The organism is Rhodocytophaga aerolata, from assembly GCF_030503435.1.
Taxonomy (GTDB): Bacteria; Bacteroidota; Bacteroidia; order Cytophagales; family 172606-1; genus Rhodocytophaga; species Rhodocytophaga aerolata.
Genome location: NZ_JAUKPO010000010.1, coordinates 32000 through 53719 on the forward strand (window position 1 = coordinate 32000; position 21720 = coordinate 53719).

Consider the following 21720-nt stretch of genomic DNA (forward strand, 5'->3'; position numbering starts at 1 on the left):
ATGCTCTTTTATTGTTTATTGCTGTCTACTACAATGCGCTGTTCGCGGTTTGCCAGTTCCCAGGCAGTATGAAATACCAGCCGGGTAATTTTTTCCATTTTCTGAAAATTGATCTTTTCCACATCATCGGTAGGTCTATGGTAATCGTCATGTACCCCATTGAAGAAGAAAGCTACCGGGATACGGTTTTTGGCAAAATTATAATGGTCTGAGCGGTAGTAGAAGCGGTTCGGGTCATTTGGGTCGTTATACGTATAATCCAGATCTAGTTTGGTATATTTCGCATTTGCCTCTTCATTGATCTTGTGCAGCTCGCTGGAAAGCTTGTCAGCCCCAATGACATAAATATAATCCGGATTGTTTTCATGGGATTTATCTACCCTTCCAATCATATCAATATTCAGGTTCACAACCGTGTTTTGTAAAGGGAATATTGGATTTTTTGTGTAATACTCGGAGCCTAAAAGACCTTTTTCCTCAGCGGTTACCGTCATAAACAAGATGCTTCTGCGGGGAGCAAATCCATCGTTTTTTGCTTGTGCAAATGCTTCTGCCATCTCCAGGACAGCTACTGTGCCTGAACCATCATCGTCAGCTCCATTGTAGATCTGGCCGTCTTTTATTCCTTCATGGTCGTAGTGTGCTGTAATTACAAGGAGTTCATCTTTTTTATCGGTTCCTTCTATATAGCCCAGTACATTTTCAGTGATGACAGCTTCCTCTTTCCGCTGAGCTTGTATAGAAATAGCCCCGGCATCTACTCTGTCGGTTGTGCTTTTACCACGGCGGCTAATCCGCCGGCGCTGCCTTTCGAGTTGTCGTTCACTTACACCCAGCATTTCAGCGGCCATTGCCGGAGAAATAAACACGGTACCATCGTTGGTTGCACCATTCTCGCGGAAACCTAAGGTCGGATGAGAGAAATAGCCTTTATACTGGTTAATGGTATTATCAAGCGTTTTCTGATCTTCGGTTACAACAAATACCAGTTCGGCTCCTTTTTCTTTAGCTGTGGCTACTTTTTTGCGCCAGTTGGTTGCCCATTCCGATGCTTCGCTGGTTCCGGTTACAAGGTACTTGCCTTTTCTGCCGGCAGGTTCGCCGCTCCATACAAGTACGCCTTTGCCTTTTACATCAATCTTGCTGTAATCCGAATAATTGGGTGCATCTATTCCGTATCCGCCAAATACCACATCCATGTCTTTCTGGCCCGGATAATTCAAGCTTCCAATAATATAAAAGTCTTTCAAAAATTCACGCCGCTTCGTACCTGTTTCCACATATACTTGGCCCCAACTTCTTCTAACTAATTCAAAAGGCTGGTAAAAACTTTTAGAGTTCTCCTCTGAATTTACAACGGCTTGCAGGCCCGAATTAAAAAAATGCGTAGCAATATAGTTTGCTGCCATTTTCTGTCCTCTCTCTCCGGTATCTCTTCCTTCCAGGCTATCAGAGGCGATAATATGTAAATGTCTGGATAGGTCGTCTGCAGTAATGGTAGCAGCATACTCGGCAGACTTATCTGTAATGGTTGTGGAGGCCTGTTGCTGCCCTAATCCCTGAACGACTATTCCGGAAACCAAAAACGCACAAAGCAAATGTTTCATGTGTATATAAATTTAATTTTTAATGGATACATAAAGCGTCCTTATTTAGTTAAACCCATCGCATATATGGTAACTGATGGCCATTTCATATATTTCCTAGAATTAATTGGTTATTATTTGTATGAAGAGCAATCTAACAATTAATGTGCAAAGCTCTGGAATAACAACGAAAGAAATAAATTTCATTCAAGTTTAGCAGGATAATTTATGCCACCAAAGACGTGCAAACCCAGGCAGAATTATCTGGCGGCTTGTAAGTATATTTTATTTTTTCCAATCGGCAGATTTTCAAATTATCTATATTTGTACAATTAACCATATCCTCGTACACTTACTTACTTGTTCATTGAACACTAAGCACCCACATCTTGTTTTACCTTTAACATTGCTATTTCTCTCATTATTTTCACATGAAGATTAACTTAACTTATTCGGAGTCTTTCGAAAGCAGGCATAATGGGCCTGATACAACCCAAGTAACGGAAATGCTGCAGAAAATAGGCGTAGATTCTGTAGATTCGCTGATTTCACAGACTATTCCTCCAGCTATCCGCCTGAAAAACAAACTAAATATACCGGCTGCAAAAACAGAAGCTCAGTTTCTGAAAGACTTCAAGCAAATTGCCCGTCAAAACAAAGTTTTCAAATCCTATATTGGCTTAGGCTATCATGATTGTTTTGTACCGCCGGTAATTCTGCGGAATATTATGGAAAATCCAGGCTGGTACACAGCCTACACGCCTTACCAAGCTGAAATAGCCCAGGGCCGCCTGGAAGCATTACTTAATTATCAGACCATGGTCATAGACCTGACTGGTATGGAGATAGCCAACGCCTCTTTGCTAGACGAAGGTACAGCGGCTGCCGAAGCCATGACGCTGCAACATGCTCTGAGAAAAGGCAACCGCAAGGAAGCGTCTGTCTACTTTGTTTCGGAACTGGTACTTCCCCAGACATTAGACATTTTGCGTACCCGCGCCATTCCATTAGGTATAGAAATTAAAGTGGGCAACCATACAAAAGTAGATGTCACCGATACTACTTTATTTGGTTTGCTGCTCCAATATCCCGGAAGTGATGGGGCTGTATACGATTACTCTGCGTTGATTGCTGCCGCTCACGAACAGGAAATAACGGTGGCTGTAGCGGCCGACCTGCTAAGCCTGACTTTATTAACACCTCCAGGAGAAATGGGTGCAGACGTTGTGATCGGCTCTGCCCAGCGCTTTGGTGTGCCTATGGGCTATGGGGGCCCACACGCCGCCTTTTTTGCTACCCGCGAGGCGAATAAGCGCCTGATTCCAGGTAGAATCATTGGTGTTTCGGTAGATGCGCAGGGCAACCGGGCTTTACGTATGGCTTTACAAACCCGCGAGCAACACATCCGCCGCGAAAAAGCTACTTCCAATATTTGTACTGCCCAGGTTTTGTTATCAGTTATGGCCAGCAGCTATGCCGTATATCACGGACCGGTAGGCTTACGTAGAATTGGCGAACGGGTACATGGCTTAACTAAACTTCTGGCAACAGGTTTACAAAAGTTAGGGTTTACCATAGAAAATGAACAATATTTTGATACGCTTAAAGTAGCCGTAAAAGATATTCCGCAGCAACAGGCCATAAAAAAAATGGCCGAAGATAATGACATTAACTTCCGCTACTTCGATACAGCTCACATCGGTATTTCATTGAATGAAGTAACCAGAATAGATGATGTAGAACAGCTGTTTTTTGTTATCGCTGAAGCATTAGGTAAGCAACTACCCTTTGATACTCAAGAATTAGCCGAGGATATTTCACTAGACTATCCGCAAAACCTGCTTCGGAAAACTGCTTATCTACAACATCCGGTATTCAACAAGCACCATTCCGAACATGAAATGCTGCGCTACCTGAAGTCACTGGAAAATAAGGATTTGTCATTGGTTCATTCCATGATCCCCTTAGGCAGTTGTACTATGAAGTTGAATGCCACAGCTGAAATGATTCCGGTAACTTGGCCAGAGATAGGGAATATCCATCCGTTTGCACCAGTTGAGCAAACAGAAGGCTACCAGCAGATATTTGCTGATTTAAGTAAATGGCTATGTGAAGTTACCGGGTTTGCAGCCGTTTCCCTGCAACCCAACTCTGGTGCACAAGGAGAATATGCCGGGTTAATGGTAATCCGGGCATATCATCTGAGCAGAGGAGATCATCACCGGGATGTAGCCCTGATTCCTGCATCTGCACATGGTACTAATCCTGCTAGTGCGGTAATGGCCGGCATGAAAGTAGTCGTGACTAAAACAGATTCAACAGGTAATATTGATGTGGCTGATCTACGCGAGAAGGCTGCTAAATATAAAGATAACCTGTCGTGCCTGATGGTTACCTATCCTTCTACACATGGCGTATTTGAGGAAAGCATCCAGGAAATCTGCGGGTTAATCCATGAAAATGGCGGACAGGTGTATATGGATGGGGCTAATATGAATGCACAAGTAGGCTTAACCAGTCCCGCTACGATCGGGGCAGATGTGTGCCACCTGAATTTACATAAAACCTTTTGTATACCGCATGGTGGTGGTGGCCCTGGCATGGGACCAATAGGTGTAGCCAAGCACCTGGCTCCTTTCTTACCTGGCCATGCCGTTATTAAAACCGGAGGGGATAAAGCAATCCATGCTATATCTGCGGCTCCCTGGGGAAGTGCCAGTATTTTGCCTATTTCTTATGCCTACATTTCTATGATGGGCGGAGAAGGGCTAAAGCGGGCTACTGAAATGGCTATTCTGAATGCCAACTATATTAAAGCCCGCCTGGAAGGACATTATCCGGTATTGTATGTAGGCAGCCAGGGCCGCTGTGCGCATGAGATGATTGTAGATTGCCGTTCATTTAAACAATATGGCGTAGAAGTAGAAGACATCGCCAAACGCCTAATGGACTATGGATTCCATGCTCCTACGGTGTCTTTCCCGGTGGCCGGCACGCTGATGATTGAACCTACTGAAAGCGAACCAAAGGAAGAACTGGACCGTTTCTGCGAAGCTATGATTGCCATACGGGAAGAGATACGGGAAATTGAACAAGGCAAATTCGACAAGCAAAATAACGTTTTAAAGCATGCCCCACATACAGCTAAAATAGCTTTATCTGATAGCTGGAACCGGCCATATAGCCGCGAAAAAGCGGTTTACCCGCTGGAATGGGTGAAAGCCAATAAATTCTGGCCATCTGTTAGCCGGGTAGATAATGCCTATGGCGACCGGAATCTGGTATGTAGTTGTTTGCCCATAGAAGAGTATGCCGTAAGCCAGGTAGAAGCAGCAGCCCTGTAACTTACTAACTTTTATATGTATTTAAAAGCCACTCACATGAGTGGCTTTTTTTATTGGAGGTTGAGAAGATTGATACTGAAGCCAGTTTAACCTGAATCTCTTAATTCCGTTTATCCTATTTATTCTATTTCCTATACTTCTGCCACATGGCTTTAGCACAACAGAAAAACATACTGGCCCGATTTTTCAGTAATGCCCATCAATGGGTTGCTCAAAGTACCTGGTTCAGAAAATTCAGAAGTCATTATCCTCAAGCATACACCTTCATTCGCAACCGTTTTGCTTTAAATGTATTTACTGGTTTTCCGCTAACCATTCTGGTGAGTGTGTTTATTATCAACATCCTTACTTTTTCTGAAATAGCCGAAAATGTAATTGATTCAGAAGCAATCGTGGTGATTGATCAGGAAGTTACTCATTTCCTTTACAAAGCCCGGAATCAGATGGTAGGCCAAGTATTTTACCTAATTTCTTATTTGGGTTCTCAGAAAGGGTCTATTATCATTGGCGTACTAGTATCCATTATTCTGCTTAAACAGGGACGTAAAACCTATTTTGTCGCTTTATGGCTGGTATTACTGGGCGTTGGTTTGTCAGTACGCTACGGAAAACTTATTTTTCACAGAGTACGCCCGGCAGATGTGGGATTCTACGAGGAAACCAACTTCTCTTTTCCAAGTGGGCACTCTACTACAGCTATGGTGCTGTTTGGTATGCTTACTTATTTTCTCATGCGGAACAGCCATAGCCGGAAACAACGTTTGCTATACTTTTTAATGGGCCTATTATTAGTATTGCTGGTGGGCTTCAGCCGGATTTACCTGGGCGTACACTTTTTAAGCGATGTGTTAGGTGGCTATTTACTCGGTGCTACCTGGATGATTATGGGTATAACCGTAATAGAATGGCTAAGCTATAAGAAAGAACTGCGGAATATTCCACAATAGAAATTGCTGTATGAATGATTCATTGGCTTTTCAAGTAAAAGGTAGTACTTTGAAACACCTATTCTATCTTTATGCCTCTTAACCAAACGAGCCGCCGAACATTTCTGCAACACTGTGGAATGCTGGCAACAGCCAATTTACTCACCCCTACGCTGCTTTACTCCAACTCATGGAATTCACTTACCCAGGCTAATGAAAAAATAATGACCGTTCAGGGTCCTATCTCACCGCAGGCTATGGGTATTTGTCTGGTACACGAACATATCCTCTCCCGGTTTGGAGTTGATCCGTTGGAACCAGGTGCATATTCAGGTGAGGAAGCCATACAAGAAGTAACTCCCTATTTGCAGTATATTAAAGAACTCGGCGGCCAGACAATTGTTGATTGTACAGCTGCCTATTTTGGCAGGGATGCGGCTTTGCTCAAGCAACTTTCGCAGGCGAGCGGCGTGCATATTATTACCAACACCGGCTATTACGGAGCTGCCAACGACCGGTATGTTCCGGACTTTGTCCAGAAAGAAAGTGCTGACCAGATTGCCCGAAGATGGATCACGGAATTTGAAAAAGGGATAGCCGGTACAGGCATAAAACCAGGATTCATCAAATCAGGGGTAGATTCCGGCCCACTTTCCTCTACCGACCGTAAACTCATACAGGCTGCTGCCCTCACCCATGCAGCTACCGGCCTTACTATTGCCGTGCATACAGCCAATAACGCCACAGCGGCAAAAGAGCAGCTGGCTATTCTCAAAACCGCAGGCATAAGTCCGCAAGCCTGGATCTGGGTGCATGCCCATGATGTGGCTGATATAAAAGAATTGCTTACTGCTGCCTCTCAAGGCGCCTGGATTTCCCTGGATGGAATCAAAACATTTCACTATAGCAACGGCAAAAAACAAGGCAGCCAGACCCTGGAGAAGCATTTATCGTATTTGCAGGCACTTACAAAAGCAGGTTTTCTGGAGCAGGTGCTGCTCTCTCACGATGGTTCTTCTTTCCCGGTTGGCGGTGCTGACTCCAAGCGGCCATTTGATACCTTGTTTACCACCTTTATCCCAATGATGAAAGCAGCCGGTTTTACGGAAGCACAAATCAGGCAACTGACGGTAATTAATCCGGCAAAAGCATTTACTTTGATAGTCCGGAAGGTGTAAGACAGATCAGATACCTGGAACAAATTTATACTCCAGCTTCTCATAATATTCTAAAGGCTTATCGGGTTTTTCGTAGCCAGCCGGAATAGGTCTTCTGGAAAATGTCTGGAAGTAGAGCACACAGGAGTTCCGCCAGAGAATTGCCTCCTTTTCCTGCACTTTTAATAGCTGCTGTACCTGCGCAAAGCGGTCTGCATCTATCTTACCTTCCAGGCTGTTCCAGGTTTTCTGCATCCCCCGTACCGAATCTACACCCATATAATAATGCTGTACCAGCCCTTCCCATAAATTTTTACCAGACTTGAGTGTATAATCCCAGGGCAGGTGATGAAACCAGAGCAAGTATTCTTCCGGACAGGTTTTGGGGTTGGAAAACTTTTCTCTTACCACAGGAAAATACTGGCTCAAGGCATTACTGCCGCTGACTGTACGGTTGAAGCCTATACCCAGGGAATCCGCCTGATGGTAATACACAGATGTCCAGTCGGCGCGTGGTTTATTTTTGATCCAGGGTCCCGGCCCGTAGTGATGATCCCATCCAAATAGATGATGCAAGCCCAGGGGCATCATATAATTTACAATGGCTTCTCTGGAATGGAGCATGAGTTGCTTTACAGGATTTACCACAGCGGCCTCGTTGCTAAAGGTCATTTTAATCCATTCATCGGCTATTGCTTCAGAAGATACGTACGGGTCCCAGGCCAGGCGGCCATAGCTGTACCAGTTAGCTTGCCCGAACGGATGGCCAGTCCAGTTGCGGTCGGTGCCGATGTTAGCCACGCCGGCCATACCAGATATTTTATGAGCATGCAAACTCCCATCAATTACCTTAGCTACTGTAGACCCTGGGCCTTTGGCATAGGTATCGGAATCCAGGCACTCTTCGAAGAGGGTAGATAAGTAAGCCAAGTGGGTAGAAAATCCAAGATATTCCTGCGTAATCTGAAATTCCACCATCAGCGGTGTCTTAGGCATGGCACCAAACAGCGGATGAAAGGGCTCACGGGGCTGAAAGTCTACCGGGCCATTTTTTACCTGCACCAGTACATTATCCCGGAACTTGCCATCTAAGGGGACAAATTCAGTATATGCCTGCTTAGCCCGGTCGTCGGGAACTTTGTTATCATACACAAAAGCCCGCCACATCACAATGCCGCCATATGGAGCCAGGGCATCTGCCAACATATTGGCTCCGTCGGCATGGTTGCGGCCATAATTCTGCGGTCCGGGCTGCCCTTCAGAATTGGCTTTTACCAGAAATCCGCCGAAGTCAGGCACATACTTGTATATTTCATCTGCTTTTGCATTCCACCAGGCTTTTACCCCTGGGTCCAGCGGATCGGCCGTTTTTAATCCGCCAATTTCTACAGGAGCACTGAAGCGGGCCGTGAGGTATACTTTTATGCCATACGGCCGGAAAACATCGGCTAGAGCTTTTACTTTTTCTAAATATGCCGGCGTAATTACCAGCGCATTGGCATTTACATTAGTCAGCACCGTGCCATTGATCCCGATAGAAGCATTGGCCCGGGCATAATCGGTATATCTGGGGTCAATATAGCCTGGTAGTTTATGCCATTCCCACAAAGAAAAGCCGGCATAGCCTCTTTCCACGGTGCGGTCCAGGTTATCCCAGTGATTGAGAATCCGGTGAGTTAGCTTGGGTGAGCTTTGTATAGCCAGCTTTTGTATATTCTGATGAGTCTGGAGCAATTTTAGAAAATGAAAAACTCCGTATAATACACCTACTTCGCTGTTGGCCGTAATAACGGTGCTATTTTTCCCCTGCACCTTTAGCGTCTGAATCAGAAAACCTTCCTTCCCTATTGCTTGTAGTGATGTAGTTAAATTTAATGAAGCAATGACCGGTGAATTTTCAGGTGTTCCGATCAGTAAAGCTCCCTCCCGGGTTACAGTTGTAGCTTCTGGCAACTGAATCCCCAACAGCCCGCTGAGTCCTGTTTGAAGCTCCTTTCTGGAGGCAGTCACGGTAGGAGAATTACCCAAAAGTACAAGTTCAGTTATAGATGTTTTGTAGCTGGTTAATACTTGTGCATTGGTAATTTTGTCGTAGCGTAACCACAGCCGGTATCCGTCTTCTGCCTGGCCATTTACAGCCATTATTATACAGACAATAAAACAAAGGAAACCTGGAATGGTGAAATGGATAGTTTTATGTATATTCTTCATAGATCAGGAAGTGGCGTGTTTAAGAGAAGATTGCCGGCTAATCAGTTCATGGGGTAAAACAATGGTCTGGTTGCTGGCTTCTTGCCCATGATTCAACCGGTTAATTAACGTCTGCGCAGCTGTTTCACCCATATCAAAGCCTTTGTAATGCACTGTAGTCAGCTGGGGTTTAACTACCCAGGAAATAGGGTCATTATTGAATCCCGTAAAGGCAATGTCTTCCGGAATACGTATCCCCTTTTCCATTAACTCTAGCATACAGGCTACTGCACAGGTATCGTTGGCCACAAACACACCATCGGGCAATGTCTTCTTTTGTAGGAGTAAATGGGCGGTTGCTTTTCCTTCCTGTGCACTTAAATTGTTTATCAGCAGATATTCCGGGCTATGGTTTATCTGATGATCAGCTAAGGCTTGCCGGAAACCGTTGAAGCGGTCGGCATATACGTTCCGGGACAAGTTACCAGTTATATGAAAAAGGTTCTGGCATCCCTGCTCTATCAGGTGAGCGGTAATCTCATAGGCTGCCTGATAATTGTTGATAACAATGCCAGCATACTGTTGCTGGTCACAAATGCGGTCGAAGAAAAGTAAAGGGATATTCTTCTGAATAAAAGGCTCAAAATGAGCTATGCTGTCGGTGTCGTAAGCCAGCGAAACCAGTAAGCCATCTACCCTGTTATTAAACATGGTGGCTGCATTAATGGCTTCTTTTTTCATCATCTCCAGCGACTGGCTAATAATAAGGTTATAGCCAGCTTCATTAGCTACTTTCTCCATACCGGCTATTACTTCTGACATAAAGGTACTATTGAGCCTAGGTACGATTACACCAAGGGTATTGGTTTTCTGCCGGCGGAGGTTACGGGCAAATGTGTTAGACCGGTAACCCATCTCTTTTGCCGTAGCCAGTATTTTCTGTTTGGTTTTATCACTGATAGCCGGGTGGTTTTTCAGGCTTCTACTAACTGTAGCAGCAGAGATATTCAACTCTTTAGCAATGTCATAAATTGTAACTTCTCTGGAAATACTCATAGGTATTATAGGCGCATTTATTTATATACTCTGATGCGAACGACACTTATACTTTCATTGCTAGTAGCAATGTGTTGGAGGAGTAATCCGGTCAAGTTTGCTAGTACAAATTATAGCAAGTTCATTTGTTGTTAGAACAAGTAATTTGCTCATAAACAAATATAAAAAATTTTACGCAATCGGTTGCATTAAATACTATTATTACATACTTTTATTTTCCTATTTAACTTATAACCTGCTATTTTGCTCAAGTAGGTTGTTCAAAATAAGCTGACTCAATTCTTTTACTTAGTATATCTATGTCATTCGTTACCACTCTTAGAAAAATAGTCCATTTTCTTTGTTTTACAGCCATTGTAGCTGCCTGCCAAAGTAACAGCGAACAAGAAAGCACCACGGAATCTCAGCAAGCCGATACAACTACACAAGCAGAAGCAACTCCTACCCGGACTTTCCTATCCAAACCTTTGGTCCGGGATGTGTATACAGCGGACCCTTCAGCGCATGTGTTTAATGGAAAAATCTATATCTATCCTTCGCATGACATTGAATCAGGTATACCCCAGGATGACGAAGGATCTCATTTTGATATGAAGGATTATCATGTTTTTTCTATGGATAGTCCGGAAGGAAATATAACTGACCATGGCGTGGCATTGGATATTAAGGATGTTCCCTGGGCAAAAAGGCAATTATGGGCTCCGGATGCTGCTTTTCAGAATGGTAAATACTATTTATACTTCCCGGCCAAAGATAAAGATAATGTGTTCCGTATCGGTGTTGCCACTAGTTCCTCTCCTACTGGTCCATTCAAAGCAGAAGCGGCTCCCATCAAAGGAAGTTTTAGCATTGACCCGGCTGTATTTAAGGATACCGATGGAAAATTTTATATGTACTTTGGCGGCATCTGGGGAGGCCAGTTGCAACGCTGGCGTACAGGCAAGTATGATTCAACCGGAACCGAACCTACAGCAGAACAGCCGGCATTAACTGCCAAAGTGGCCAGGCTTAGCCAGGATATGCTCCAGTTTGCCGAGCAGCCCAAAAACGTACAGATTGTGGATTCTACCGGAAAACCGTTACTGGCCGGAGATAACAACCGCCGTTTTTTTGAAGCAGCCTGGCTACATAAATATAATGGCAAATATTACTTCTCCTACTCTACCGGAGATACGCATTTTATTGCCTATGCCACTGGCGATAGTCCGTATGGGCCGTTTACTTACAAAGGTGTAATTCTAAACCCTGTACTTGGCTGGACTAACCATCATTCTATTGTAGAAGTTAACGGAAAATGGTATCTGTTCTACCATGATACGGAGCTTTCTGGCGGACAAACGCATTTACGGAACATCAAAGTAACCCCACTTACCCACCAGCCCGACGGCACCATTGAAACGATTAATCCATACGAAGAATAGGCTAATTATCAGGCACTCCCCTATAATGAATTTTACTCTCCTACGTTCATAATACTGGAGGGTATGTCCAAGAATTGTATAGCTATATCGTTTCTTATAGCTTTACCAATGAATGCTTACCCAAGTAGAAACCTGGCAGGTTTTTAAAACCTACCAGGTTTACGCGTAAATTTCAGGTAACTGTTTGCTGAAAGAACGATAAATAGGTGTACCTCCTATCAACACCCTATTGCTGGCATAACTTTTCTTGTACTAATTCCGGATGCTGAAACAGACTGATAGCTTTCATAGAAAGCAAGTGAGTAGGTTGCTTTACAGGGTGTTCAATTGCATAGATCTATATAAATAAGGATAAGAGAGAGGGATTTTAGTTAAAATAAGTTAAAATCTACCTACCCATTCAATCCTTTTATATATTTACCTAAGAAGTGCAAGTTTACTTGCCGGATGCAACGCCTGTGTAAATTAAGTCATCTTACCTGAGAAGAGTTCCTGTGCAGGGCTTTCCTGTACAGTTTGCATGTTCAACTTTATGACACCCACACCACCCTGCTGTTTCCGGCACCCGGCCTGTTTCATCCGCATCGTATCGGGTTTGCTGCTTTTCGTGCTTGTTTCTCCAACCAGCTTTGCTCAAAGTATCAGTGGGTATATTACCGATGAAAACAACGAACCGGTTCCTTTTGCCAATGTATTTGTCAGGGAACTAAATACTGGCACTTCAGCCGATGAAAAAGGCTATTATTTCATGACTATTGATGTAGGAGTCTACCAATTTATTTACTCATCGGTAGGCTATCAGGCTAAAACCGAACAAGTAATTATTGGTGACAAGCCGTTGAAGCTGAATATCCGCCTTAGTTCGGAGGGTACACAGTTGAATGAGATTGTGGTAAAAGCTACGAAAAGAGACCCTGCCTATGAAATTATTAAGCATGTGATAGATAACAAAGAGAAATTTCTTTCCCAGATCAAAAGTGCCAGGGCTAATGTGTATGTCCGGGCTATGGAAACGGTAGATGATAAGAGAAAGAAAGCACGGGAAGCTGAAGAGAATCTGGACTTATCCAAAGGAATTACACCCGCTGATGGCCTGGCAGAGGCCAAGAAAAAAGAGGAGGCAGAAATGGATAAGATTAATATGGTAGAGATGCAACTCACCTTAAACTATCAGTACCCCGACCAGTACAAGGAAGAACGCACCGGATACAAAATATATGGCAAAAAGGAAGGGTTATTTATTCCGTTGTTTGGAGAGTCGGATTTCAACTTTTACCACAACCTGGTCCATTTGAAAGGGATTGCAGAAGTGCCGCTGATTTCTCCGGTAAGCAAATTTGCCTTTCTTTCCTATAAGTACAAACTGGAAGAAATGGTGAAGGAAGACAGTGGCTTTGTTTACAAAATTAAAGTTACCCCACGCAAAACAGGCGATGCCACCTGCCGCGGCTACCTGTATATCAACGACAGCACCTGGCAAATTAACCGGCTGGAATTGACGATGGATAAAGGCGGCCTGAAGTTTTACGATGTTTTTACTATCCGGCAGACGTATAAAGAAATAGCTAAAGATGTATGGATACCTTACCGGCAGGAGTTTGACTACCAGACAAAAGGCGGTTCAAAGGTTTTTAAGGGGAATACGGTGTGGGTATATGCGGCCTATGAGAAAGATTATGTGTTTACGGCAAAGTTTTTTGGCAATGAAGTAGCCGTTACTACCAAAGAAGCCTATACCAGAGATTCCACCTACTGGAACAAAGCCCGTACAGAACCCCTAACCCAAGAGCAGCAAAAAGTAATTTCTTACAGAGATAGTATAACGGCAGCACACAGCACACAGGCATACATTGACTCTATAGAAGCAAAATTCAATAAGATTACATTTGGCGAAGTTTTGTATCATGGAATTGGGTTCCGCAAAGAAGCCACCAAGCGCAATATATATATTTCTCCCCTACTGAGCCTGATTGGGTTTGAAGTGATTGGCGGTTTCCGCATAGGTCCGTATGTTTCCTATTTTCGAAGATTCGACAATGGCAGAGCTTTGCATACCTCTGGTTCGTTTAGCATGGGACTCAAAAACAGGGACTGGACCGGCAATGTTGGCTTCTGGACCAGATATAATCCTCTCCGCTTGGGTGATATTTCTGTACGGGTTGGCCGCGACTTTTATTCGGTAAATAGCTTTGATGCCTACCTGAATCAATTGCGTATTTCCAATTATATTTTACATGAGCATGCCAGCGTATTTCATAGAATAGAACTGTTTAATGGATTTTATGTAAGTGCGGAACTTGGCTTTCACAACAGACTACCGGTAACCGGCTATGACCGCACTTCCATTATTAACCGGGTAATAGATGAAGATGAACCTTTGGAGTTTACCAGTTACCAGGCGCTTATCAGCCAGGTTAAACTTTCCTATACCCCTGGGCAGCGTTTTATGACGGAACCAACTCAAAAAGTAGTACTTGGCAGCAAGTATCCTACGTTTAGCCTGGCGCATAGAAAGGGATGGAACCAGGTATTAACCAGTGATATTAATTTTGATTATCTGGAGGCATCTATTGAACAAAACCTGCTGCTGGGCACACTGGGTAACTCTAGGTATACTTTGTCAGCTGGCAAATTTGTCAATACTGCCGATCTAAGATATGTAGACCTGAAACGGTTCCGGCAGTCTGACCCGTATTTGTACTCTGACCCTTTGCACTCCTTCCAACTGCTGGATACCTCTATGTCGGCCACTGACTTATTTCTGGAGGCACATTACATTCATCATTTCAACGGGGCTATGATTAATAATATACCCCTTATTAAAAAAACCAAAATACGCACAGTAGCCGGCGCCGGTGCCATGTGGATCAAACAAAGTAACTACCGGTACCAGGAGGTGTTTGGCGGAGTTGAACGGGTATTTAAGATGGGGCCCAGACGGCGTTTACGGTTAGGTGTATTTGGAGTACTATCACAAACAAACCATTTACCGCCCCGCACCGGTTTCAAAATCTCTTTTGATGTGATAGACGCCTGGAAAAGGGAATGGAGTTACTGATATGCCGCACTTTCAGTAGGTGTTAATCTATTTTTTGTATCTTCTCTTGTTGTTTCTGCAGATACCTTGCTTTTCATGCGGGTGCCTTCAACTTTTTATAAAATAATACCTCCTGTCTCAGCAATTCAACACTACCGCCTTTAATATACATTCCTGAAAACCGGCTAGGCGTTGGACTTGTGCAAGTTGCCTAAACAACAAGCAGCAAAACATTACATAAAAAGGATGAATAGCCTTTTAATCAGAATTATTCTGGCCATAAGCTACTTATTTGCAATTCGAAAGAGTACATGTACATTATTTTTTAGGTAAGCGGCAAAAGATATGGAGCTAATACCGGCAAAACTGTATTCCTCAGGACTTCAGTTATATACCTGGGCTTAGATTTTTATACAAGTACATGCACTAAACTTTTTTATTAAGGGAGTTGGAAACAGAAGGAAGATTTGAGAAACGGCTCTTTATTAACGCAAATAACACAATCTAACACTTTCAATATACTTCGTTACTTACTATGGAAATTCTATACAAATTTCAAATCTGGAAAAGATTATACTTCGTTTTCGGTTTAATTATTCTGCTAAGCGTGGTAAATCTATGGTATAACCTAAAAAGCCTCGATTCCTCTAAACTATCCGTAGTAGAGATTAACGCTTCTCTTCTCAGTATCGACTACCTGATTGAAGCCGATAGAGATGCCTACCAGGCTAGCATTGCCATTAGTCAATGTCTGCAAAAAGAAGTATACGAAAATCCGGATCTGTTTAATAAACTGGTCAACGATATTGATGTTAATATGAAGCAAGTTGAGGAACGGTATACAAAGTTCTCAGAGATCTCCTATATCGAAGAGAAAGAAATGTATGCCCGTATAAATGAAGAATTCTGGAAGAATTATAAAAATCTTGCCTCTGTTAGCCAGAATATTACCAGAAGCCTGAAAAGTGGCGACTATCAAAAAGCTTCTCACCTGTACTTTACTGAATACCAGAGCATTTTTGAACCCATGCGGGAGTCGTTGAATAAATTTACCGATCTGCACTTAAAAGATTCTGCCGACTCCTTTGACGAAAACATGGCTATCAGTGAAAACATACGGAACAATTCGGTTTCTATATTTTCTGCCATCGTGGTAGTATTTCTTTTGAGCGGCTTAATTTTAACCAGAAGTATAGCCAACCCCCTGTCTCAGTCAGTAGAAATAACCAAAAACATCTCTACCGGAGACCTGACTAAACAAATTGAGGTATTGGGCAAAGATGAAACAAGCTCTGTACTGGCAGGCTTAAAACTAATGATTGAGAAAATTGCTCAGATCGTAAGCGGCATTAAAACCAGTGCCGAGAACTTTTTAGCCAGCAGTAATCAGTTATCTTCATCTGCGCAGCAAATATCCAGCGGAGTAAACGAGCAGGCGTCTGCAGCTGAAGAAATTTCTGCTTCTATTCAACAGATTGCCGCCAGTATCAATGATAACTCTATGCATGCCCAGCACACCGAGAAGATTGCCAAAGAAGTATCAGAAAATATTAAAGTGGCTAATGAATCTGTAACACAGACGATTGAGGCTATGAAAACCATTCTGGAAAAAGTATCCGTCATTAATGAGATAGCCGGAAAAACCAACTTGCTGGCCGTAAATGCAGCCATTGAAGCAGCTCATGCCGGCCAGGCAGGTAAAGGATTTGCGGTAGTAGCCAATGAAGTAAAAAAACTAGCCGAACATTCTCAAAAAGCAGCCAAAGACATTAACAGCATTTCTTTCGCCAGTGTAAAAACCGCCGAACATTCCGGCAAGCTGCTAGCCGATATTATTCCACAAATTCACACCACTGCCCAGCTAGTACAGAAGATTTCTATGGCTAGTGGCGAGCAAAATACCTCTGCCGAGCAGATTAATGTAGCCGTTCAAAAACTAACAAAAGTTATTCAGGAAAACTCAGCCCTGGCTGAAGAATTGGCTTCCAGCTCAGAAGAGTTAACCGGGCAAGCCTATGGCTTGATTGAGTCTGTAGCTATATTCAAGATGAATGCCGAAGCAAAATCTCCTATAAAAGGAAAGCTTACGCCGCTTACTTAAGCTGTGCTTTTCTCATCTGTTCACTGACTATACATCTATCATGAAAAAATATATACTGCTGCTGTCGGCTTTCGTATTACCAGGTTTAGCCTTCTGCCAGCAATCAACTTTCCTTAAGCAAGATAGCTTATATAAATTCATTCAACCCTTTGCTGTGGTGCAATCCTGGGCTACCTATACGATGGGCGAAAAAGCCAGGTTATCCCCGGATGAGTCTCTGGAGCCTGTCGTTAACCGGCTGAATATAACAGCCCGCAGAGCCCGTCTTGGATTTAAGGGTACTCCCTACAAAAACTTTTCCTACTACTTGTCTTTATTTTATGATAACCTGGGCAGAGACCGTTACAGCGGCACCAGGGCCGGCATAAACGATGGACAAATTGGCGTTTGGGATGCGTTTATGAGCTGGAAAATGAGCTCTAAACATGATCTGGCTACGTTAACTTTTGGCTATTTTCGTCCACAGTTGAGCCGGGAATGTATTACAGCGTATACTGCAGTCAACTCTTTTGAAAAATCCCTTTCCCAGACCTACATCCGCCAGCATATGATGGGTAAAAATCATGGCCGCACCATGGGTATCAATATTGGAGGGCTTAAAAAAGAAGGGTTCGTTAGTATGAACTACAACGTAGGTTTATTTAACAACAACACTACTTCCAGCCAGACAGAAACAGCTGGTGTACTTTATAGTCCGCTGCTTACCGGAAGGCTGGCTTTCAGCTTTGGAGATCCGGAAATGGATAAATATGGCATAAGCTATGATATCAATTATTTCAATAAACGGAAAGGCGTAACTATTGGCGTAAATGCATCCAGACAAGGTCACACAGATATATACAATTTAAATATGACCAAAGGAGTAGATGTACTAGTGAATTACTTAAACTTTAATATGGATGGGGAATGGATGGCTTTAGACAGATCTACGGAAGTAAAACAGGTACATGCTCGAACAGGCCACATCCGGGGAGGATACAACCTGATCATCAACAAGAAGCTATTTATTGAACCTACCTTTCTTATGACTTTTTATGATGGGCAGGAAGGTGGCCAATTTAATGGCCAAGACCGTATTTATGATGCCGGGGTAAACTGGTATATGAATAAGAAAAACTGCAAACTCGGCTTACACTATGTATGGCAGGAAGGTCACGGAAAAAATGGCTATACGGATGGAGTAACTTTTGAAAAAGGAGATTATGTAGGGTTAGGTTTTCTGATTATGCTGTAAGTCTCGATCCTTTTTAGTAAGTCAAAAACATTTCAATCAGCCACTTTGTTCAGCACCCGGACGTAGGTATAGGTCCGGGTGTTCTGTTTTAAATGGAATACTAAACAGGCATACTGTTAATAACCCATGGCCGTATCATCGCCCCTTGGATCGGCACCGCCCTCCAGTTTACCTCCTTTTTTTACCAGTATGGCATCTACCCGGCCGATAGAAGAAATTTCCCGGATTACATGCCCTTTAGCTTCCAATGCCTGCTTGGTTTCTGGTGTAAAACCGCCAGTTTCTACCATAATCTCATCTGGTAACCATTGGTGGTGAAAACGTTTGGCATTAACTGCTTCTTGCATATTCATGTCATGCTCAAGTACATTCAGAATCGTTTGAAACACAGAAGTAATAATAGTAGAGCCACCTGGCGTACCTACTACCATAAATAATTTTCCTTCTTTTTCAATGATGGTGGGTGTCATAGAAGAAAGCATGCGTTTCCCTGGCACAATAGCATTGGCTTTACCCCCTACCAGGCCAAACATATTTGGTACACCCGGTTTAATACTGAAATCATCCATCTCATTATTCAAGAGAAAACCTGCTTCTTTCACAACTACTTTAGAGCCATATCCGCCATTTAAGGTAGTCGTAATGGCTACCGCATTGCCAGCTTTGTCTACAACAGAAAAATGGGTTGTTTCATTGCTTTCATTCAAGGCAAACATACCTGCCTTTATCTCAGAAGAAGGTGTTTTCTTAGCTGCTGAAATATTAGCCCGTCGTTCTGACAGGTATTTTTCATCCAGCAGGCTACTTACCGGGACAGTATAAAAGTCCGGATCACCCAGGTGGGTTGCCCTGTCAGCATATACGCGTCTTTCGGCTTCTGTCATCAGATGTACTGTTTCCGGGGCTTGCCATCCTTTTTTACTCAGATCAAAATCTTCTACCATTTTCAGCAATTGCACTAAGGCTATTCCTCCACTGGAGGGTGGCGGCATGGAAATAATTTTATAGCCTTTGTAGGTGCCCACAATAGCCTCACGCCACACAGCATGATAATTGGCTAAATCTTCTAATGAGATAATCCCCTTATTGGTTTGCATTTCCCGTACGATCATTTCGGCTGTAGTACCTTCATAAAAGCCTGCTCTGCCTAAGTTGCGTATGCGTTCCAGGGTTTGTCCTAACGCTGGATGCTTTAAAGTATCGCCTTCTTTCCAGGCTTCCTCTCTAACCAGATACGGCAGATGGGTATTGTGTGTAATAAAACCTTCTTTACTCCGGTTCAGGCCATCTGCTTCGTTCCTGGTTAGCCTTACACCTGTAAGGGCTAGTTCTACGGATGGCTGAATGAGTTCTTGCCAGGGTAATGAACCGTATTTTTTGTGTGCTTCTATCATGCCGTCTACTGTCCCTGGCACACCTGCGGCTAAATGCCCATCAATACTTAGGTTAGCAATTACATTTCCGGCAGAGTCCTGGTACATGGTTTCAGTAGCAAGCGCCGGAGCTTTTTCCCGGAAATCCAGGGTACTGATATCACCAGTGGCACTACGGTACACCATAAATCCACCCCCTCCGATGTTGCCAGCAGCCGGATGAGTTACGGCTAGAGCAAACTGCACAGCAATGGCGGCATCTACCGCATTTCCTCCTCTTTTCAATATTTCCACGCCCACTCTGGAAGCTTCCGGATGGGCGGAAACTACCATGCCATTGGTAGCCGTTACTGGTTCGGCTTGTGGTATTCTAGTTTGCGTAGTACAAGCCGTAGCAAGCAATAGTACTGAAGTAACCATAAGAGTTACTTGCCGGAGATTGATATACTGCATATAGGTAGAAGGTTATTGCTCTATCGTAGTAAGATAAACAAAAACAACTAAATAGGGGGTAAAAGAACTTTTAGTCCTATTAAATATACAATAATCCCTTTTTATAATCCTGTTGGCTGCCTTAGATGTCGTAGACAAAATAAAAAACTTCCGAAGCAGTACTCCGGAAGTTTTCAGACTTGTGTGTATTTAATTACTAGATAAAATGAGTGTCGTAGCTTAATCATTAGGCCGGTGCCGGGTATGCCCATCTTCCAGCCGTTCCAACAACAATTTTGTAAAATCCTGCTCTGTTTTGTAGAGTTCTGCTAATTGCCTGGCCGAAATAGTTTTTAAAAATTTATTCATGTATTCTTTCTCCAGATCTACTTCTTTTTGGCGAAGGGCAATCATATCCTGCAACGACTTTTGCACCTGTTCATCGGTTGAGGTAATGGTAGAAGTTTCGTTTCTCATGCCACGTATCTGTCTGCGGATGTCTCTTTTTTTATCTGTATATTCATTGTATACAGCCCAGAATTGGGGAGCTTGCTCGGTAGAAAGATTCAGGCGGTCTGTAATCAATCCTATTTTTGCCGTACTGATCCGTTCTCTGGCTCCGGAAGATGGCCTTTGTGCAAGGCTTGTCAGGCTTATGCATACAAAAACCATTAAGAAGAATATATTTTTCATGTTGGTAATCGTTTGTTTCGTCTTCGTTACATGTACTCTTGCAATAATTCTGTATCGGCTTCTTCCATCAAGAGTTCAGGGTTAATATCTGTCTGTTGAAAGAACTGACTGTCGAAAGTAACCTCGGCATCCGAAGCTGCTTCTATAATATCGTATTGTGATAATTCCTGTGTTTCCAGATAATCAATAATTTCGGTATAGGCTATTTCTGAAATAAGCTGCTGCGTATTCTGCGTTTGAGAACCGGCAACCCAGAAGTAGCTGGCTAAAAGTATCAGAAATAGGCTTGCCAAGCCAACACTGTACCTAACCCAGGAGATAGCAGGTTTATCAGCGTTTTGAACTCCATTCAACCGGCGCCGGATGTTGGCAGGTAAATCTTCAAAATAAGCATCTGGCACAATATATACCTGCTTCTTTTCCAGTCTATCAATTGATATTTTCTCTTTCTTCGGCATAATAACTAATCTCCCGTAGCTTATATGTTAGATGGTTTTTTTCTTCCAGCGTTTAATTTTTATTCAAAAAATCTTCAATTTTTTTTACGGCCAGGTGGTACGATGACTTTAAAGCCCCTACCGATGTACCAACAATGGCTGATATTTCTTCATAGGTTAACTCATCAAAATATTTCATATTAAATACCAGCCGTTGTTTAGTGGGTAGTTGTAATAAGGCTTTTTGCAACTTCAGTTGAATTTCGTCTCCGGTAATCAGATTGCCGCTTTGCAGTTTGTCTAACAGCTCCGCCTTTACATCCACAATCGGCAGGAAAAATCGGCGTTTCTTCTTATCCAGAAAACTCAGGCATTCGTTGGTAGCAATGCGGTATAGCCAGGTGTATAGCTGCGAATCTCCCTTAAAACTGTGAAGATTTTTCCAGACTTTTATAAAAGTTTCCTGAGTAAGATCATCCGCATCCTCATGATCAATAACCATTTTGCGGATGTGCCAATAGATTTTCTGCTGGTATTTTCGTACCAGTTCATTGAAAGCAGCCTGTTGGGTATCCGGCTGCCGGAACCTGTCGAGAAGCTCTTTGTCTTCCAACTGTGTCTGCGTGGTGCTCACCATTTACCATTAGATGGTTTTCTATTGAAAGGGTTTAATGGAAGATAATTTTTTCCATCTATAAATAAAAACACCTCATAGATTTCAAAATCTATGAGG

The 21720-nt window shown here is 43.1% G+C and carries 14 protein-coding genes; 7 read left to right on the forward strand and 7 right to left on the reverse strand.

Features of this window, described 5'->3' with window-relative positions; translation table 11 throughout:
• Positions 1–8: 8 nt before the first annotated feature.
• Positions 9–1607, reverse strand: coding sequence for a M28 family peptidase (locus tag Q0590_RS17630; RefSeq protein WP_302038903.1), 1599 nt, complete (start codon positions 1605–1607; stop codon positions 9–11).
• Between the two features lie 410 nt (positions 1608–2017).
• On the opposite strand from Q0590_RS17630, the gene gcvP reads away from it, so the two are divergent.
• The 3 genes from gcvP (at position 2018) to Q0590_RS17645 (ending at position 7034) form a co-directional block, all read left to right on the forward strand.
• Complete coding sequence (gcvP, locus tag Q0590_RS17635; RefSeq protein WP_302038904.1) at positions 2018–4930, forward strand: aminomethyl-transferring glycine dehydrogenase; 2913 nt, start codon at positions 2018–2020, stop codon at positions 4928–4930.
• 146 nt (positions 4931–5076) lie between these two features.
• Positions 5077–5877: a phosphatase PAP2 family protein gene (locus Q0590_RS17640; RefSeq protein ID WP_302038905.1), complete on the forward strand. Its 801-nt coding sequence runs from the start codon at positions 5077–5079 to the stop codon at positions 5875–5877.
• 71 nt (positions 5878–5948) lie between these two features.
• A complete protein-coding gene (locus tag Q0590_RS17645; RefSeq protein ID WP_302038906.1) occupies positions 5949–7034 on the forward strand; it encodes a phosphotriesterase family protein in 1086 nt (361 codons plus the stop codon).
• A 6-nt stretch (positions 7035–7040) separates the two neighbouring features.
• Here Q0590_RS17645 and Q0590_RS17650 read toward each other — a convergent pair whose 3' ends face one another.
• Positions 7041–9224: an alpha-glucuronidase family glycosyl hydrolase gene (locus Q0590_RS17650; protein ID WP_302038907.1), complete on the reverse strand. Its 2184-nt coding sequence runs from the start codon at positions 9222–9224 to the stop codon at positions 7041–7043.
• Between the two features lie 3 nt (positions 9225–9227).
• Complete coding sequence (locus Q0590_RS17655; protein ID WP_366970449.1) at positions 9228–10259, reverse strand: LacI family DNA-binding transcriptional regulator; 1032 nt, start codon at positions 10257–10259, stop codon at positions 9228–9230.
• 299 nt (positions 10260–10558) lie between these two features.
• On the opposite strand from Q0590_RS17655, the gene Q0590_RS17660 reads away from it, so the two are divergent.
• The 4 genes from Q0590_RS17660 to Q0590_RS17675 all read left to right on the forward strand — a co-directional run bounded on the left by Q0590_RS17660 (position 10559) and on the right by Q0590_RS17675 (position 18052).
• Positions 10559–11680 carry a glycoside hydrolase family 43 protein gene (locus tag Q0590_RS17660; protein ID WP_302038908.1) on the forward strand — a complete coding sequence of 374 codons (1122 nt, stop codon included), beginning with the start codon at positions 10559–10561 and terminating at the stop codon, positions 11678–11680.
• Between the two features lie 532 nt (positions 11681–12212).
• Positions 12213–14738 carry a DUF5686 and carboxypeptidase regulatory-like domain-containing protein gene (locus Q0590_RS17665; protein WP_302038909.1) on the forward strand — a complete coding sequence of 842 codons (2526 nt, stop codon included), beginning with the start codon at positions 12213–12215 and terminating at the stop codon, positions 14736–14738.
• Positions 14739–15252: 514 nt separating this feature from the next.
• Positions 15253–16818 carry a HAMP domain-containing methyl-accepting chemotaxis protein gene (locus Q0590_RS17670; protein ID WP_302038910.1) on the forward strand — a complete coding sequence of 522 codons (1566 nt, stop codon included), beginning with the start codon at positions 15253–15255 and terminating at the stop codon, positions 16816–16818.
• A 40-nt stretch (positions 16819–16858) separates the two neighbouring features.
• Positions 16859–18052: a porin gene (locus tag Q0590_RS17675; RefSeq protein ID WP_302038911.1), complete on the forward strand. Its 1194-nt coding sequence runs from the start codon at positions 16859–16861 to the stop codon at positions 18050–18052.
• Positions 18053–18168: 116 nt separating this feature from the next.
• On the opposite strand, the gene ggt is transcribed toward Q0590_RS17675, so the two are convergent.
• The 4 genes from ggt to Q0590_RS17695 all read right to left on the reverse strand — a co-directional run bounded on the left by ggt (position 18169) and on the right by Q0590_RS17695 (position 21600).
• Complete coding sequence (gene ggt / locus Q0590_RS17680; protein ID WP_378410457.1) at positions 18169–19878, reverse strand: gamma-glutamyltransferase; 1710 nt, start codon at positions 19876–19878, stop codon at positions 18169–18171.
• 219 nt (positions 19879–20097) lie between these two features.
• On the reverse strand, positions 20098–20550 hold the full coding sequence (locus Q0590_RS17685) for a Spy/CpxP family protein refolding chaperone (RefSeq protein WP_302038912.1): 453 nt from the start codon (positions 20548–20550) through the stop codon (positions 20098–20100).
• 26 nt (positions 20551–20576) lie between these two features.
• Positions 20577–21008 carry a hypothetical protein gene (locus Q0590_RS17690; RefSeq protein WP_302038913.1) on the reverse strand — a complete coding sequence of 144 codons (432 nt, stop codon included), beginning with the start codon at positions 21006–21008 and terminating at the stop codon, positions 20577–20579.
• A gap of 52 nt (positions 21009–21060) precedes the next feature.
• Complete coding sequence (locus Q0590_RS17695; RefSeq protein ID WP_302039065.1) at positions 21061–21600, reverse strand: RNA polymerase sigma factor; 540 nt, start codon at positions 21598–21600, stop codon at positions 21061–21063.
• Positions 21601–21720 lie beyond the last annotated feature (120 nt).